Below are 16,055 nucleotides of genomic sequence, written 5' to 3' on the forward strand. Positions count from 1 at the left end.
GGAGGCGGCCCTGGGGGTGCAGGGGCCTTTCGGGTACGCGCCACGGGCCCTTCCGGGCGTGCTGCCCGAGGCGCCGTGACGCACTCACATGGAGGGGAGCCAGGCGGCCGCGCCCGCCTCCAGCACCGGGCCGACGGGCCGTCCGCTCGTGCTCACCAGCAGCGGCGCCGGCCCCTCGGGCAACGGCACGGGCCGGGAACCGGTGTTGAGGACACACCGCAGGGAGCCCGCGGTGAAGTCCAGCACGCCCTCGGGCACGGAGCCGGCCCACTCGAGCCGGTTGCCACCGCCGAGCTCCCGACGCAGGCGCAGGGCGCTGCGGTACAGCGTCAGCGTGCTGTCCGGGTCTCCGTCCTGGGCCTCGACGGACAGCGCGCCGAAGGTGTCGGGCTGCGGCAGCCAGCCTGGCCCCGCGCCGAACCCGAGGGAGGGACCGGCCGTGGACCAGGGCAGCGGCACCCGGCAGCCGTCGCGGCCCCTGCGCGCGCCCCCCGAGCGCAGGTGCACGGGGTCCTGGAGGACCGCGTCGGGCAGGTCGGCGACCTCGGGCAGCCCGAGCTCCTCTCCCTGGTAGACGTAGGCACAGCCGGGCAGGGCGAGCAGCAGCAGGGCCGCGGCGCCGGCCTGCCGGCGGACGGCCTCGGGCGCGATCACGGGCCGCGTACCGCCGCCGGCCAGCCACGTGTCGCCGTCGGTGCCCTCCGGGAGGCTGAGCCTGGAGGCGTGGCGCACGACGTCGTGGTTGGACAGCACCCAGGTCGGCGCGGTGCCGGAGGCGGCCGCGAGGGCCAGGGATCGGTCGATGGTCGCGCGCAGCGCACCGGCCTCCCAGCGCGTGCCCAGGAAGTCGAAGTTGAACGCCTGGTGCAGCTCGTCCGCACGCGTGTACAGCGCCCGGCGGTCGAGCGCCGCCCAGGACTCCGCGACCGTCATCCGGGGCGGGTCGTAGGCGTCCGTGACGCGCCGGAACCCCCGCAGGATCGCGTGCACCTCGTCGCGGTCCCAGAACGGGTGCCGGCCCTCCCAGCCCTCGCCGACGATGGCGTGGTGGACCTGGCCGGGCCCGAGGTCGCGCAGGGGCTCGGCGAGGTCCTTCGCCATGCCGTGCGCCACGTCGAAGCGGAAGCCGTCGACCCCCCGCTCGAGCCAGAAGCGCAGCACGTCGTGGAACTCCGCGACGACGTCGGGGTGCGACCAGTCGAGGTCCGGCTGCTCGGGTGCGAACAGGTGCAGGTACCACTGCCCGTCGGGCACCCGCTGCCACGCGGGCCCCCCGAACACCGAGCGCCAGTCGGTGGGCGGCGCCGTGCCGCCCTCCCGGCCGTCCCGGAAGACGTAGCGCCCGCGTGCCGGCCCGGCCGGGTCGGCGAGCGCCTCCCGGAACCAGGCGTGCTGGTCCGAGGTGTGGTTGGGGACGAGATCGACGACGACCCGCAGCCCCAGCTCGTGGGCGCGTGCGAGGAGCGCGTCGGCGTCCTCCAGGGTGCCGAATCGCGGATCCACCCCGCGGAAGTCCGCGACGTCGTAGCCGCCGTCGACCATGGGGGACGGATAGAACGGGGTGATCCACACGGCGTCCGCGCCGAGCCGGGCGATGTGGTCGAGACGGGCGGTCAGGCCCGGCAGGTCGCCGACCCCGTCACCGTTCCCGTCGGCATAACTGCGCACGTAGATCTGGTAGATGACGGCGGTGCGCCACCAGGCGCGCTCGTCGGGCATGAGTGTTCGTCCCTACTTCGTCTCGGGGGTGAGTTCGGCGCGCATGCGCTCCGTCAATGCCCGTACCGGGCCGCGCGCCCCGACGAGCAGGTGCAGGGCCGCGCTCTCCTCCAGCTCGACGGCCGCGTCGACCGCCTCGTCCAGGTCGCGCCCGGTGGTGACCTGGCCGTGGTTCGCGAGGAGGAAGGCCCGCGTTCCGGGCGGCAGTTCGGACGCGGCCGCCGCGAGCCGCGCGCTGCCGGGAGGTGCGTACGGCAGGAGCGGCACCCGGCCGAGCCGCAGCTGTGCGTACGGCGTCAGCGGCGGCAGGGTGTCCGCCGGGTCGGGCGGTTCGAGGCAGGCCACGGCGACCGCGTGCCGGGAGTGCAGGTGCACGACGGCCCGTGCGTGCGGGAGGAGGGCGTACACGGCCAGGTGCAGCGGGACCTCCTTGGTCGGGGGCGGCCCGCAGCGGTGGCGGCCCCGGGCGTCGAGGACGCTCAGCCTCTCGGGGGCGCAGGCTGCGAGCGAACCGCCGGTCGGCGTGGTCAGGAATCCGGTGGCCGTGCGGACGCTGAGGTTGCCCGACCGGCCGGGGCTCAGCCCCAGGGCCGCGAGCGCCCGCGCGGCGGCGCTCAGCGCGCCGGCCTCCTCGGCGGGCGCAGTGCCGGGCGCGGACGGCGTGCTCACAGGTGTTCCTCCGTTGTGGTGAAGAGATCCTCGCCGCCGAAGTTCCCGGACTTCAGCACGAGGTTGAGCGTCCGCCCGCGCCGCCGCGCGGCCGTCCAGGGGACGCCGGGCGCGATGGCGGGGCCGATGCGCAGCAGCCGCACGCCGAGGGCCTCGACGACGGCGCCGGACGTCTCCCCGCCCGCGACGACGAACCGGCGCACCCCCGCGTCGGCCAGGCCCCGCGCGCACCGGGCGAGGGCCCGCTCCATGGCCTCGCCGGCCCGGCCGGCCCCGAAGTCCGCCTGCGCGCGCACGACATCGGCCCGCTCCCCGGCGCTGTGGATCAGCACGGAGCGGCGCGTGGCCAGGTGCGCACGCGCCCAGGACACGGTGCGCGCCACCGCCTGCTCGGGGGCCGCCAGCACCTCGGCGGGGTCGAGCCTGCGGTGCGGCATGCGCTCCCTGGCGTGCGCGATCTGGGCCAGGGTCGCCTGCGAGACGCTGCCCGCGAGGACGGCCGTCGGTCCCGGCGCCGCCTCGATGTCCGTGGCCGTGGCCGCCGCGCGGGCCCGGGGCAGTGCGAGGGCCAGCCCGGATCCGCCCGTGAGGAGCGGCAGGTGACGGGTCGCCCGCTCGACGGCCGACAGGTCCTGAGTGTCCAGGGTGTCGGTGACGACGATCCGCACGCCGTCGCGCGCCAGCCCCTCCAGGTGCCGACGCACCGCGTCCCCGCCCGCGCGCAGCGCCGCGTACGGCAGCAGGCCCACGCGGTGGGACGTCTGGGCCCCGAGCACGCGCAGGAGGTCGGAGTCTGTCATCGGGGTGAGCGGGTGCTCGCGCATGCCGCTCTCGCTCAGCAGCCGGTCCCCGACGAACAGGTGCCCCTGGTAGACGGTGCGGCCGGCGGCCGGGAATGCGGGGCAGGCGACGGTCCACGGCGCCCCCGTCGCCGCGAGCAGCGCGTCGGTGACCGGCCCGATGTTGCCGAGCGGCGTGGAGTCGAACGTGGAGCAGTACTTGAACCAGAACCGCGTGCACCCGAGAGCGGCCAGGGCCCGGTGTGCCCCGAGCGCCGCGGCCACCGCCGCGTCCGCCGCGACGGTACGGGTCTTGAGCGCGACGACGACGGCGTCCGTGTCGGGGACGGGGGCGTCGGGCGGCCCGACCGTGACGACGGTCCTGCGGCCCGTGGCCACCAGATTACCCGCGAGGTCGGTGGCGCCGGTGAAGTCGTCCGCGATGCAGCCGAGTTCCGTCATGGGGCGGGCTCCCGGCGGCGGACCGAGGCCAGTTGGGCGGTGCCGCTGCGTGGAGAGGAGAGCACCGGCACCGCGAGCGCCCCCGGAGGCAGCAGGTCCAGCGCCCCGGCCATCGACGCCTGGGCCAGTACGAGTACGTCGTGGTCGGCCGCGAGCCGCAGGGCCTCCTCGGCGATCAGGGCGTCGTGCCGGGCGGTGTCGCCGGCCGCCCTGGCTGCCCGGCTGCCCGGGCACACCGACGTGGTCACGCTGACGTCGCGGCCCGCGGCCCTGCGGCGTACGAGGTCCGCGGTGGGCCCGAGTGTCGAGTCCAGCGTGGCGAGCACCGCGATGCGGCGCCCCGTACGGACTGCCTCGTCCGCCATGGGCTCGTCGACGCGCAGCACCGGGATGCCGACGAGCGGACGTGCCTGCTCGGCGGCCGGGCCGATGGACGAGCAGGTCACGAGGACGGCGTCCGCGCCCGCCGCCTCGGCCTGCGTGACGTAGGCGGCCAGCCGCGCCGCGGTGCGGGGCAGCGGGCCGTGGGCGACGGTGTCGGCGAGCAGGCTCTCGTCGACGACGTGGTAGGGCCGGACATCAGGGGCGAGTTCGCGCAGCAGCGGGTCGAAGACGGCCGGAAGTGCCGCGACGGTGTGCAGGACGCACACGCGCGGGCCGACGGGCGCGGCGCTCACGCCGGCACCCGCTCGCCCGCGGCGGCAGCGTCCCACCAGGGGCGGCCGTGGGTGTCGACGATGTCGCCGAGGCGTCGCAGCCGGTCGGTGCAGACGTCGCGCAGCGTAGCGTCCCGGTTCCCGGCGAGGGCGTCGGTCCACAGTGCCCTTCCGGCGAGGAAGCCGGAAGCGCCTGCCCGGCAGGCGGCCTCGACCGCGTCCGGGAAGTCCGCCGCCCGCACGCCCTGGGACAGCACCACCCACGGCACGCCGACGACGGCGTCGATCCGCTCGGCCTCCCGCGCCAGCGCGGCCACCGAGCCCACGCCGCCGTCGGGCACCTGACACTTGTACAGGGACGGGCGCAGCGGGGCCAGTTCGCGGGCCGCCTCGACGACGGAGTCGGTCAGCCGGAACGTGCCGGCCGCCTCCTCCTCGGCGGTCGCACGCGCGACCGGCTCCAGTACCGAGGCCAGGCCGGCCCGCCGGCACATCTCCACGAAGCGGGCCGCCAGTGCGACGCGCCGGTCGCGGTGGCCGTCCCGGCGCCAGATGACCAGGAGCTTCAGGCCCTTGGTGCCGTCGGCGACGATCGCGGCGGTGTCCGCCGTCTCGTCCAGGGCCGTGTCCTCCACGGGGCCGCCCGTCTCCTGCTCCAGCAGGTCGACGGCGAGGATCGGCGCGCAGCCCGCGGGCAGGACACGCTCGTCGACGAGCCGCCGGTAGCCGTAGTCGCTGTCGATGAGGAGTGCGGACGCGTGAGGCCCGAGCGCCCGCGCGACCGCGAGCTTGAAGTCGGTGAGCCGGCTGTCCGGGATGCTGCTGCCCTCGACCCCGGCCTGCTCGGCCATCATCGAGCGCAGCGAATCGCGCTGGTCGGCGGCGACCATGGCGAAGGTCCCCGATGGGCGGGCGAGCGCCGCGGGGGCGGGGGAACCGCCGGCGAGGACGTCGGAGTGGGTGGTCACGAAGGGTTCTCCTTGTGGTTCGAGGGGAGCGGCGAGGGTGCTGTGACGAGCGGCAGGAACCGGTCCTGGTGGAGGGCGCGGTGCGCCCGGGCCGTCGACGGTTCGGGGGAGCGGGGGGAGACGGGGGCGAGGACGGCCGCCGGGTCGAGGCCGAGCGCGGCGCCCGCCCAGCCGGCCGCGCCGAGGCCGGGCGCCTCGGGCTCCTCGCACAGCAGCACCGGCCAGGGGCTGACGGCGGCCTTCAACCGCGTCCAGGCCTCCAGCCGGGTCGAGCCGCCGAGCAGGGTGACGGCCGAGGGGGCGCACCCCGTCAGCGCGGCCTGTGTGTCCGTCATCCACCGGGCGTGGTGGGACGCGCCCTCCAGCAAGGCACGGGCCAGGTGCGCGGGACCGTGACCCGCGCCCAGGCCGTGCACGGCGAGGCGCGCGTCGGCATACGGACGGGGCGAGGCCCGGCCGGACAGGTAGGGCTCGACGACCAGGCCGGTCGGCTCGCCGGGCAGCGTCTCGACGAGACGGGCGAAGGCCGCGTAGCGCTCGGGACCCGGCGCGCCTGCCAGGCCGAGGAAGCGGTCGCAGAACCATTCCACGAGGGCTCCGGAGCCCTGCATGCCCGCCAGCGCGACCCAGTGGCGGCCGTCGGCGTGCCGGCCGAAGGACATGCCTTCGCTGGCCGCGCCGGCGGCATCCGGCGCCCCGGCGCACACGGTGAGCACCGCCTCCGCCGTGCCCATGGAGTCGGCGACCTGCCCTGTGCGGCGCACGCCGGCCGCCCACGCGCCGACGAGGTGGTCGTGGCCCGCCACCACGACCGGGATGCCGGGCCGCAGGCCGGTCGCCGCGGCAGCCCCCCGGGTCAGGGTGCCGACCGGCTCGCCCGGGGCGAGCACCCGCGGCATGCACTGCTCGCCGATCCCCGGCTCGGCCAGCAACTCGCCGACCCAGCTCCACCCGGCCGGATCCCAGGCCATGGTGCGCTGGGCGAGCGTGGCGTCGGTCCCGACCCGGCCGGTCAGGGCGTGTCCCACGAGGTCGGCGGCGCCGGCCCAGGTACGCATCCGGGCGAGCGTGCCGGGGGACTGCTCGGCCATCGCGCACCACTTGGCCAGCGGCACCTTCGCGCTCGGCAGCACGCCGGTGCGCGCGTGCAGGGCCGCCGCTCCGTACGTCTGTCCGAGCCGCGCGGCGTACGGGGCGGGGGCCGGGTCGGACCACGCCTGCACGGGGCCGAGCGGCCGTCCGTCCGCGTCGAGGCCGACACCCGCCTCAGCCATGCCCGTCAGGCCCACGGCGTCCGGTGCGCGCCCCGCCGCCCGTACGCAGTCGGACAGCACGCCCAGGGCGGCGGCGACCAGGTCGTCGGCGGGGTGGGTGCGGCCGTCGTGGCTTCGGGGCGTGGGTCGCTGGGCGCGTGCCACGACGGCGCCGGACGCACGGCACAGCACCGCCTTGCAGTGGGTGCTGCCGATGTCCACACCGGCGAGCAGCAGCGGTCGTCCGCTCACCGGAGCGCCACCCCCGTGACGGGTCGGCGGCCCGGTACGAAACCCGCCGGCACTGGGCGCAGCGCCACGCGCCGACCGGCCTCCCGGCCGGCGAGCAGCGGGCCGAGCAGCCCGGCACGTCCTGCGCCGCCCGGGACGGTGAGCCAGGGCCGGCCGGCCTCCGTGAGTTCGCCGCCCGGCGAGGCGCCCTCGTCGGCGAGCAGCACCCGGCGGCCCGCGTCCGCCAGCGTGATGGCGGCCGCGACGCCCGCCAGCCCCGCGCCCAGCACCACGGCGTCCCTCTCGTAGAGCACGGGCAGGTCCCGGCCCGACAGCAGGACACCGCTCAACGGTGCGCACCCCCACGGGGCGGCAGGACGCCCGACGCGGCGAGACGCCCGTACCACAGGCCGCTGTCCTTGACGGTGCGCCGCTGCGTCGCGCGGTCGATGTGGACGAGGCCGAACCGGGGGCGGTAGCCCATCGCCCACTCGAAGTTGTCGATCAGCGACCAGTGGTAGTAGCCCTCAACCGGGGCGCCCGCGGCGATCGCCCGGTGCACCGCCCGCAGGTGCCCGTCGAGGAAGGCGATGCGCCGCTCGTCGTGGACGGCGCCGTCGTCGCCCGGCCCGTCGTCGTACACGGCGCCGTTCTCGGTGATCAGGAGCGGCACGCCCGGATAGTCCCGGTGCAGGCGTACCAGCAGGCGTTCGAGGTCGTCGGGGACGATCTCCCAGCCCAGTCCGGTGCGTTCGACGTCGTCGCGCCCCGGGCGCACGCTCCAGGGCCAGGGGCCGTCGCCGCCGCCGGCGCCGATGATGCGGCGGGTGTAGTAGTTGACACCGATGAAGTCGCTGCGCGACGCGATGGTGCCGAGGTCCCCGTCGCGCACGAAGTCCAGTTCCCCGACGGCCCTTTCCCAGTGCTCGCGCATGTCCTCGGGGTACCCGCGGCCGTGCACCGGGTCGAGGAACCACCGGTTGACGTACCCGTCGGAGCCCGCGGCCGCGGCGACGTCGGCCGGGTCGGCCGGGTCGTCGGGGACGCTCGGGAAGAGGCTGTAGGCGATGCCGGCGCGGGCATCGTCCCGGCCGCGGGCGTGCAGTTCCCCGGCGGCGAGGCCGTGTGCCAGCAGCAGGTGGTGCATGACGGTCACGGACGCCTTCAGGTCCTCCTCTCCCGGGGCGTGCAGCCCGAGCTGGTGTCCGAGCAGGCCCACGATCCACGGTTCGTTGATGGTGACCCAGTCGCGCACCCGGTCGCCGAACGCGTCGAAGCAGACCGCCGCGTACTCGGCGAAGCGCTTCGCGGTGTCCCGCTCACGCCAGCCGCCGGCGTCCTGGAGCGCGCTCGGCAGGTCCCAGTGGTACAGGGTCACGAGCGGGGTGATGCCCTCGGCGAGCAGCCCGTCGATGAAGCGGTCGTAGTGGTCGATCCCCCGCTTCTCGACACGTCCGCGGCCGTCCGGCTGGATGCGCGGCCAGGCGAGCGAGAAGCGGTGGGCGCCGGTGCCGAGCCGGGCCATCAGGGCGATGTCCTCGGCGCCGCGCCGGTACTGGTCGCACGCCACGTCGCCGGTGTCGCCGTTCTCCACGGCCCCCGGCACCCGGCAGAAGCGGTCCCAGATCGACTCGCCCCGGCCGTCCGCCGAGACGGCGCCCTCGACCTGGTAGGACGAGGTGGAGGTGCCCCAGCGGAATCGGTCGGGAAAGCGCAACGCGTCCGAGTCGGCGGGGGTCACATGTCCTCCTGGAGTTCGGGCAGTTCGAGGGCGCGTTCGCTCGCGTACAGCAGCACGCCGGCCGACCAGGCGTGGGAGAGCGTCAGCAGCATGCCCTTCGCCTGGAAGCACTCGGTCTGGTAGAAGCGTTCGCTGACCATGCCGCGATAGGCGTTGAAGTCCCCGTCCGCGCGCGCCACGAACTGGCGGAAGCAGTCGAAGTTCTCGCGAGCCGAGCGCAGGTAGTAGGGATCGCCGAGGTGGCGCGCGAGCCGCACCGTCTCCGGCAGGCAGATCAGCCCGAAGGCGTGCAGATGCTGGTTGGAGGGCGACGCCTGGTCGCCCCCGCGGGTGCGGAAGCCGTAGTGGCCGAGCAGGGTGTGCGGGCCGAACGACACGTCGTAGGTGTAGCGGAAGGTCAGCGTCCAGTCGGCGGCCCTGCGGGCCAGGTCCAGCCAGGGGCCCGCGGGTTCGGCCTCGTGCAGCAGGGTGTACGCGATGATCGCGTTGTAGCCGTCCTCGGAGGTCGGCGCGAGCGACACGTCCTCCGGCGCCCCGCACAGGAACTCCGAGCGCACGTCGCCCGCGAACGCCTCACCCGCCCGCCGCGCGGCGGCCAGCAGGCGCGCGTCGCCGAAGGCCTCCGCGGCCTCCACGAGGGCCCCGATCCAGGCGATGCCCGCCGCGCCGATGTGGTCGAGCGCGGCGCCCGTCAGGCTGTCGTGGGCCGCGGCGAGCCGGCCCGTGGCCGGGTCCTGCCCGGCGAGCGCGGCCTCCAGGTTGGAGCGCACGGCGGCCTCCCACAGCGGGTGCCCGATGCCGTGCTCCCGCTCGGCGCGCCACGCCCGCAGCAGGAACAGTGTCGCGTCGCCCAGGGTGCGGGCGTGCAGGCGCCGCGCGTCGCCCGTCCACCCCGCGGACCAGCCGCCGCCCGCCGACCACTGCCCCCAGAAGGTGCCGCCCGGTGCGAGGTTCGCGCAGATGTGGTCCAGTACGGACACCGCGGCCCGGGCCTTCTCCGCGTCGCCGACCCGGCGGGCGTGCAGGAGCAGCGCGTGCGCGTACGGCGTGCCGCTGACCCAGGACACGTGCATGGCATGCCGGTCGCCGCGCCCGCCCAGCGCCTCCCGGTCGAAGGCCGCCGTCTCCAGCAGCACCGGCGGGTCGCTGCGGTAGTGCCAGCGGTGCAGCCCCTCGGCGGACAGGGCCGCCGCGGTCCGCGCACCGACCCACGCGGCGGGGGCCCTCGCGCCGGCGGCCTCGTGCAGGGCGCGCAGGACAGGCGCGTAGGCGTGCGGGTCGGTGTCGAGGAGGTGGACGCAGAAGAGCACCGTGTGCTCCTCTCCGGGCGCCCATCGGTGCAAAGGCGCCTGGGCCGGGCGGGGCTCGGCCGAGCCGTAGTAGGAGACCGGCTCCTCCCGGTAGGGCGCGTGCAGCCGCAGTGCCGGCCGGCCGCCGTCGGACAGCGCGAAGCCGACGCCCTGCTCGCCCAGCGTGCCCTGCTCGGCGGTGGCGAGCGCGGCGCCGCCCAGCCGGTCACGCGCGAACACGGCCGGTGTGGCGCACCGGTCCGCCCGGAACGACCAGGCGTCCGCGGTCATCGACGCCGGGTCGCTCGCGCCGGCGAGGTAGCGCGGGTAGGGGCGCGTACAGCCGGCCAGGCGGTTCTCGCCGTAGAAGACCCCGGGCACGAGCCAGCCCGGGTCGTCGCTCGGGCCGAGCAGCACCTCGATGCGCAGGCCCGCGTCGAACGGCTCGTCACCGGTGCGGCGCACGGTGAGGGCCCCCTCGTACGCCTTCTCACCGTCGGGCACGAGCCGCAGGTCGGCGCTGAACCCGTGCGCCGTACCGCCGGCGCGCAGAGAGCCGTCCTTCGCGCGCTCCGTCGCGCCGAGCGGCACGGGCAGGCAGGCCCCGTCGCCGGCCATGACGGTCACGGCGTGGGGAAAGGCCACGATCCCCTCGGCCTCCTCGCGCAGCACCAGCTCTCGCATGCGCTCAGCCACATTCGCGGGCATGGACGTTCCAGCCTTCCAGTAGTACGGCTCTGCCCCGCTCGGGGGCGTCGCGCCAGGTGACGGTGATCTCCGTGCTCTCGCCGGGCATCAGGTCGAGCATCGAGTCGCCGAAGACGGCCCAGCCGTCGGCCTCGACGGGGCGGGCGTCGCTCAGGCACAGGCCGAGCGCCGCGGGCCCGCCCGTGTGGACGAGGCGCAGGCCGCCCGGCATACCGTGTACGGCGACCTCGGCGGGCGGCAGGTCGAGAAGGGGCGCGAGGTCGCCCGTCGCCGAGTGCACATAGCGGTTCGAGGACCGCAACTCACCGACCGAGTCGCGCTGTTCGAGGTCGAGCAGGAACAGCTCACCGGGTACGGCGGACAGCGGCACGCGGAGCACCGGGCCGGTGGTCGCCGCGACCACCTCCCCGGCCGGCGTCAGGAGCCGGGCGGACATCACGTCGCCCCGGGCCCCGCCCCACACCCGGACCCGTGCCTCGAACAGTTCCCGGCCCGCCCATGCCTGGGTGGCGAAGGACGCGCACACATGGGCCCTGCGGTAGGCGCGGCGCACCCCGTAGTAGGCCGGTTTCGGATCGCCGCGGTGGTCGACGGCCGACGTGCACCAGGCGTTCGGGAAGGGCTCGTTGAACTGCCACGGGATGGTGCCCGCGGCGCGCGGGGCCCGCCGCAGCCCTGCTTCCACGGCATAGCGCAGCCCGTCGTACTGGAGCTGCTGGCTGGCGCGGCGCACGGTGTCCGGGTCGGCCGGCCTGCCGCCGAACGCAGAGAGCACCAGCGGTGTGTTGTTCCACCAGGCGCCGAGGTGCTCCATGACCGGGTTGTCCCGGCCGGTCGGCCAGCGGGCCCCTGCCGGGACGACGGCCTCCCACGTGCGCCGGTTGGCCATGCCCTCCACACCGAACTCGGAGTGGAGCAGGGACGTGCCGGCGTCGTAGAGCGCGTAGTGGTCCGCGAGTCCCTGGTGCTCCCAGGGGCCGTGCACGTCGTGCTGGCCGTCCGGGTCGGCGGCGATCACGTCGGCGCGGTGCAGGAAGGAGCGCCCCGAGGGGGAGCCGGGCAGCCAGCACCGGTCGGGGTCCAGGTCCGCGACGGCCCGGGCCAAGGCCGCGACGACCGGCGAGCCCGCCTCGTCGAGCGGTGTGGCGCTGGCAGTGTCGTGCAACTCGTTGCCGGGGCCCCAGAGCGCGAGGGAGGGGTGGTGGTGCAGCAGCGGCACGATCGCCCGGGCCTCGCGGTCCATCAGGCCGAGGTATTCGGGATCCGCCGCGGGAACGCTGTCGATGCCCGAGCTGGACAGGCTGAACTCCTGCCAGACGAGCAGCCCGAGGCGGTCGCACAGCTCGTAGAACGCCTCGGTCTCGATCAGCCCGCCTCCCCACACCCGCAGGAGCGTGACGTGTGCGCCTGCGGCGAGGTGCAGCAGATGCGCGAGGCGGCCCGGCCGGTCCGCCCCGTACAGGGCGTCCTGCGGCACCCAGTTCCAGCCCTTCGTCGGGACGCGCCGCCCGTTGACCTCCAGGGTGTAGGGGAGTGCTCCCTCGGGCGCCCCCTCGCCATGGACGAGCCGGACTCGGCGGAAGCCGGTCGTCCGCTCGTACGAGCCGGCCGGCCTGCCCGCCTCGTCGTACGCGCTCACCGCGACCCGGTAGAGGGGCTGCTCGCCATGGCCGTTGGGCCACCACAACCGGGGGTGTGCGACGGGCACGGCAGCCTCGGCGCTCGCGCAGCCGGCCTCGAACGGCACCCGGACCGATCCCGCCGCCTCGCCATCGGGACCGGTCACGGAGACCTCCAGGGTGCCGGGCCCGGCCGCCTCCAGGTCCGCGCGCACGCGGACGGTGCCACCGGAATCGAGGTGGGCACCCACCACCACAGCCCGCAGGCGCACCGGTCCGGCCTTCTCCAGCCACACCGGCTTCCAGATCCCCTGGTGCACCATGCGCGGGCAGAAGTCCCAGCCGTATCCCATCCGCGACTTGTGGACACGGACCCGGTCGGTTCGCCCGACCTGCGGCTCGTTCGACGGTGCCGGATGCACGACCACCGCGAGCACATGGCGGGCGCCGTCGCGCACCTGTTCCGTCACGTCCGCCTCGAAGGGCAGGAACATGCCGTCGTGGTGGGCGACTTCGTGCCCGTCGACGAGGACCGTGGCCTCGTGGTCGACCCCCTCGAAGCGCAGCAGCGCGCGCTCGCCCGCCGCGAGCTGCACCTGTAGCGCCCTGCGGTGGAGCCAGGCGCGCTGCGGCACCCACTCGGCCTCCAGGCTGCCGGTCGCGACATAGGGATCGCCGATCAGCCCCTGTCCGCGCAGGTCGTCCAGGACCGACCCGGGCACCCGGGCGGGGAACCAGCCGGCCTCCCCGTCCGGGCGGCCAAGGCCGCACAGCCAGCGCCAGGTGTCGCCCAGGCAGCCGCGCAGCTCCCAGCCGTCGTCGAGCATCTCCACGGTCAGGCCCCGCCCCGGCCTGCCGCACCCGCCGCGTGCGCGGGCAGCTCCAGCAGGTCCGTCTCAACGACGGGCGAACGCGGGTCGCGCGGCACCCGGAACGTCTTGATCTCGAACGCCCCGAACCTCGCCTCGACCACCCGGTCGCCGAGCATCGGCAGGGCGATGCGCGCCTCCGCCGCCCGCCCCTGCGACTCGTAGGCGCGCACGACGAAGTCGCCCGAACCGTCCTCGTCGCCCTTGACCACCGTCACCAGGACGCTTCCCGCGCCGTCGTCGGCGTGCGCGGCGCGCTGCGCCAGCGGGCCCACGTGGAACGTCTCCAGCAGCGCGAACACCGGCTGGTTGAGCTCGGCCGCGCGTCGCACCGGGTCCGCTTCCCGCCAGTCGGCGCCGTGCGGCACGAGCAGGTACCTGAACTCCTGGCGGCCCTGGTCGAGGTAGTCGTACACGCCGTCCTCGTCCAGGGTCCGCGGCTCGTGCCAGGCGTACACCGGGCTGCGCAGGGCGGTCATGCCGATCTCGCCCCCGCGCACGTCGTGACCGTGCTTGGAGTCGTTGACCACGGCGAGACCGGCGCGCGCACCGCCGGGGAGCGTACCGGTCACGTCGACCCAGGCCTGGGTGGCCTCCTCAGTGCCGTCGGCGGGGCGCTCCAGGTGGCCGTAAGGGATCTCGTGCGTGGCCGTGGTGTCGTCGAGGGCGGTGGGGAAGCGCAGCTTGAGCAACTTCAGCTTCTCGTGCCAGTCCACCACCGTGCGCACCTCGACGTGGCGGGAGCCCGAGGACAGCACGAGTTCCTCGGCCATCTCGGAGCGTCCGTAGGCGCTCTCGATCCTCAGCACGGCCCGCACCGGGCCGGACTCGACCAGGCGCACGCGGGTGGGCGCGAAGGAGCCCGCCGCCTTGTCGTACGCGCGCACGCGGTGTCCCCACGTGTCGCTCGCGTCGTCGACGACGACCGCGTGCGGACCGGCCCCCGGGCCCACCAGTTCCGCACCGGTGGCCTTGTCGCGCAGCGAGCTGAGCCAGCCGGTGGCGGGGTCCACCTCGATCCGAAGGTGCTCGTTCTCCAGCGACGTGTCCGTCGCGGTGACCGTTTCCCCGCGGTCCGCGTCGGCGCCCGGCAGCAGGTGGTAGACCCGGTGACCGAGCGGCGGCACGCTCGCGCGGAAGGCTATTCGCCCGCGCGCCCCGGCGAGCGTCGCCTCCGACCGGGTCAACTGGACGGGCACGGGCGCGCCCGCCTCGTCCGTGAGCCGCACCTCGCTCGCGCGGCCGAACTCGGCCTCGACGTCGCTCTCCAGCTCCCACGGGTGCGGGTTGACGACGACGAGCGGCACCGTGCCCTCCCGCAGCGGGATGTCGATGCGCCGCGTGACGGCCTGGACCGCCTGGTTGAAGACCTCGGCCGCGACGGAGCGGGCCCGGCCGTAGTCGTCGCGAGCGTCCTCGTAGGCCGAGCGGATAGCCGTGCCGGCCAGGATGTCGTGGAACTGGTTGAACAGCACCAGCCTCCACGCCTCCGCCAGCTTGTGCGCCGGATAGGGTTCCTCGGCCACGGCCGCGGCCACGGCGGCCCACTTCTCCGCACGCTGCAGGTCGTTCTCGGCGCGCCGGTTCCAGGCCTTCACGCCGGAGTGGGCGGAGTAGCAGCCGGGACCGTGGTGCTGGAGCTCCCCGGCGTGCACGGGCACGTCCTGGCGGTCCCGCACCCGCTCGAAGAAGCGTTCCGGGTGGCTGAGCTCCAGGGTGGGCAGCCCCCCCAGCGCGTCCAGACGGCGGATCGAGTCGAGGTTGGCCCTGGTGGGACCTCCGCCGTGATTGCCGACACCGTAGAAGACCATCAGCTCCGGCTCGTCCGGCGGCATCATCGCCAGCGACTTGTCGAGGTGGTTGCCGATGTCCTTGCCCGGTGTGCAGTACTCGTTGGGGAGCCGGTACGCGGTGACGCGGGAGCCGTCGGGAGCCTCCCAGTGGAAGAACTGCCCCGGCAGCACCTGCTCGTGCGGTCCCGGCCGAAGGAAGACGTAACTGTCCATGCCGGACTTGCGCAGCAGCTGGGGCAGCATCGCGTTGTGGCCGAACGGGTCGAGGTTGCAGCCGACCGTCGCGGCCCTGCCGAACTTCTCCAGCAGGTAGCGCTGGCCGTACAGCGCCTGGCGCACGAAGGACTCGCCCGACGGGACGTTGCAGTCGGGCTCCACCCACCAGCCGCCCACGACCTGCCAGCGGCCGTCCGCCACGCGCTTGCGGATCGTCTCGAACAGAGCCGGGTCGTGTCGCTCGATCCACTCCAGGTACATCACGGAATCGCAGGTGAACACGAAATCCGGGTACTCCTCCATGCGGTCGACGGCGGACTGGAAGGTGGCGCGGATCTCCTGCAGCCCCTCGGGCCAGCGCCACAGCCACACCGGGTCGATGTGGGCGTTGCCCACGAGGTGCAGTTTCCGGTCGCGGGAGGCCGGGTTCACAGTGGTCATACGGTCTTCTCCTGCGGGAGGTCGTCGGATGCGGAAGGGGTGGGCGCCGTCCCCGCGGCCCACGCGTCGACGTGCTCGCTGAGCAGATGGAGCAGCGTGAGGTGCATCTCCTGGATGCGCGCGGTCGTGGTGGCGGGGGCGATCAGCGTGTACTCGGCGTGCTGGGCCGCCGGCATGCCGCCCTGCTCGCCCCCCGTGAACAGGACGGTGACGGCGCCCGCCTTGCGGGCCGCCTCCAGGCCGAGGACGACATTGGGGGAGCGGCCGGAGGTGGTGAAGGCCACGACCATGTCGCCGGGGCGCGCCAGCGCTTCCACCTGGCGGGCGAAGACCTCGTCGTAGGAGTAGTCGTTGCCGATGCAGGACGTCACCGACGGGTCGGTGACGAGCGAGACGGCGGGCAGGGGGCGCCGCTCGCGCAGATAGCGGCCGATGAACTCGCCGGCCAGGTGCTGGGCGTCGGCGGCGCTGCCGCCGTTGCCGAAGGTGTAGAGCCGGCCGCCGCCGCGGTACACGTCGATCAGCCGCTCGCCGACGGTGGCGAGTTCGGGCAGGAGATCGTGCAGCCGCTGCGCGGCGGCGACATGGTCGGCGAGCTGGCCGGCGGGCGCGATGCGGCCGGACGGTGGGGCTGACATGGGG

12 protein-coding genes are annotated in these 16,055 nt (G+C 75.1%); all 12 read right to left on the minus strand.

Going from position 1 to position 16,055, the window contains the following annotated elements:
• Positions 1-84: 84 nt before the first annotated feature.
• The 12 genes from OG310_RS31080 to OG310_RS31135 are packed head-to-tail and all read right to left on the minus strand — an operon-like array spanning position 85 to position 16,051.
• On the minus strand, positions 85-1,719 hold the full coding sequence (locus OG310_RS31080; protein WP_329459158.1) for a glycoside hydrolase family 13 protein: 1,635 nt from the start codon (positions 1,717-1,719) through the stop codon (positions 85-87).
• A gap of 12 nt (positions 1,720-1,731) precedes the next feature.
• Positions 1,732-2,388 carry a class II aldolase/adducin family protein gene (locus OG310_RS31085; protein WP_329459159.1) on the minus strand — a complete coding sequence of 219 codons (657 nt, stop codon included), beginning with the start codon at positions 2,386-2,388 and terminating at the stop codon, positions 1,732-1,734.
• Positions 2,385-3,629 carry a 3-oxo-tetronate kinase gene (gene otnK, locus OG310_RS31090; protein ID WP_329459160.1) on the minus strand — a complete coding sequence of 415 codons (1,245 nt, stop codon included), beginning with the start codon at positions 3,627-3,629 and terminating at the stop codon, positions 2,385-2,387. Before otnK ends, OG310_RS31085 begins: the two co-directional genes overlap by 4 nt.
• Positions 3,626-4,306, minus strand: coding sequence for an aspartate/glutamate racemase family protein (locus OG310_RS31095; protein WP_329459161.1), 681 nt, complete (start codon positions 4,304-4,306; stop codon positions 3,626-3,628). The genes otnK and OG310_RS31095 overlap by 4 nt, the downstream gene beginning before the upstream one ends.
• Entirely contained in the window at positions 4,303-5,253 is a 951-nt protein-coding gene (locus tag OG310_RS31100; RefSeq protein WP_329459162.1) for a hypothetical protein, read from the minus strand. The genes OG310_RS31095 and OG310_RS31100 overlap by 4 nt, the downstream gene beginning before the upstream one ends.
• On the minus strand, positions 5,250-6,758 hold the full coding sequence (locus OG310_RS31105; RefSeq protein WP_329459163.1) for an FGGY-family carbohydrate kinase: 1,509 nt from the start codon (positions 6,756-6,758) through the stop codon (positions 5,250-5,252). Before OG310_RS31105 ends, OG310_RS31100 begins: the two co-directional genes overlap by 4 nt.
• Positions 6,755-7,087: an FAD-dependent oxidoreductase gene (locus OG310_RS31110; protein WP_329459164.1), complete on the minus strand. Its 333-nt coding sequence runs from the start codon at positions 7,085-7,087 to the stop codon at positions 6,755-6,757. Before OG310_RS31110 ends, OG310_RS31105 begins: the two co-directional genes overlap by 4 nt.
• Positions 7,084-8,478 (minus strand): GH1 family beta-glucosidase, encoded by a 1,395-nt coding sequence (locus tag OG310_RS31115; RefSeq protein WP_329459165.1) that lies wholly within the window; start codon positions 8,476-8,478, stop codon positions 7,084-7,086. Before OG310_RS31115 ends, OG310_RS31110 begins: the two co-directional genes overlap by 4 nt.
• Positions 8,475-10,475: a hypothetical protein gene (locus tag OG310_RS31120; protein ID WP_329459166.1), complete on the minus strand. Its 2,001-nt coding sequence runs from the start codon at positions 10,473-10,475 to the stop codon at positions 8,475-8,477. Before OG310_RS31120 ends, OG310_RS31115 begins: the two co-directional genes overlap by 4 nt.
• The gene (locus tag OG310_RS31125; protein ID WP_329460472.1) at positions 10,456-12,921 is read right to left on the minus strand and encodes a glycoside hydrolase family 2 protein; all 2,466 of its coding nucleotides are present in this window, start codon (positions 12,919-12,921) and stop codon (positions 10,456-10,458) included. The genes OG310_RS31120 and OG310_RS31125 overlap by 20 nt, the downstream gene beginning before the upstream one ends.
• Positions 12,922-12,929: 8 nt before the next feature.
• Positions 12,930-15,413 carry an alpha-mannosidase gene (locus tag OG310_RS31130; protein ID WP_329459167.1) on the minus strand — a complete coding sequence of 828 codons (2,484 nt, stop codon included), beginning with the start codon at positions 15,411-15,413 and terminating at the stop codon, positions 12,930-12,932.
• The gene (locus tag OG310_RS31135; RefSeq protein ID WP_329459168.1) at positions 15,410-16,051 is read right to left on the minus strand and encodes a D-sedoheptulose-7-phosphate isomerase; all 642 of its coding nucleotides are present in this window, start codon (positions 16,049-16,051) and stop codon (positions 15,410-15,412) included. The genes OG310_RS31130 and OG310_RS31135 overlap by 4 nt, the downstream gene beginning before the upstream one ends.
• Positions 16,052-16,055: the final 4 nt, after the last annotated feature.

The organism is Streptomyces sp. NBC_01497 (genome assembly GCF_036250695.1).
Taxonomy (GTDB): Bacteria; Actinomycetota; Actinomycetes; order Streptomycetales; family Streptomycetaceae; genus Streptomyces.

Excerpts from the sequence above, each read along its gene's own strand:
- OG310_RS31120 (WP_329459166.1), bottom strand. The coding sequence starts at position 10,475 with ATGCCCGCGAATGTGGCTGAGCGCATGCGAGAGCTGGTGCTGCGCGAG.
- OG310_RS31130 (WP_329459167.1), bottom strand. The coding sequence starts at position 15,413 with ATGACCACTGTGAACCCGGCCTCCCGCGACCGGAAACTGCACCTCGTG.
- OG310_RS31135 (WP_329459168.1), bottom strand. The coding sequence starts at position 16,051 with ATGTCAGCCCCACCGTCCGGCCGCATCGCGCCCGCCGGCCAGCTCGCC.
- OG310_RS31080 (WP_329459158.1), bottom strand. The coding sequence starts at position 1,719 with ATGCCCGACGAGCGCGCCTGGTGGCGCACCGCCGTCATCTACCAGATC.
- otnK (WP_329459160.1), bottom strand. The coding sequence starts at position 3,629 with ATGACGGAACTCGGCTGCATCGCGGACGACTTCACCGGCGCCACCGAC.
- OG310_RS31125 (WP_329460472.1), bottom strand. The coding sequence starts at position 12,921 with ATGCTCGACGACGGCTGGGAGCTGCGCGGCTGCCTGGGCGACACCTGG.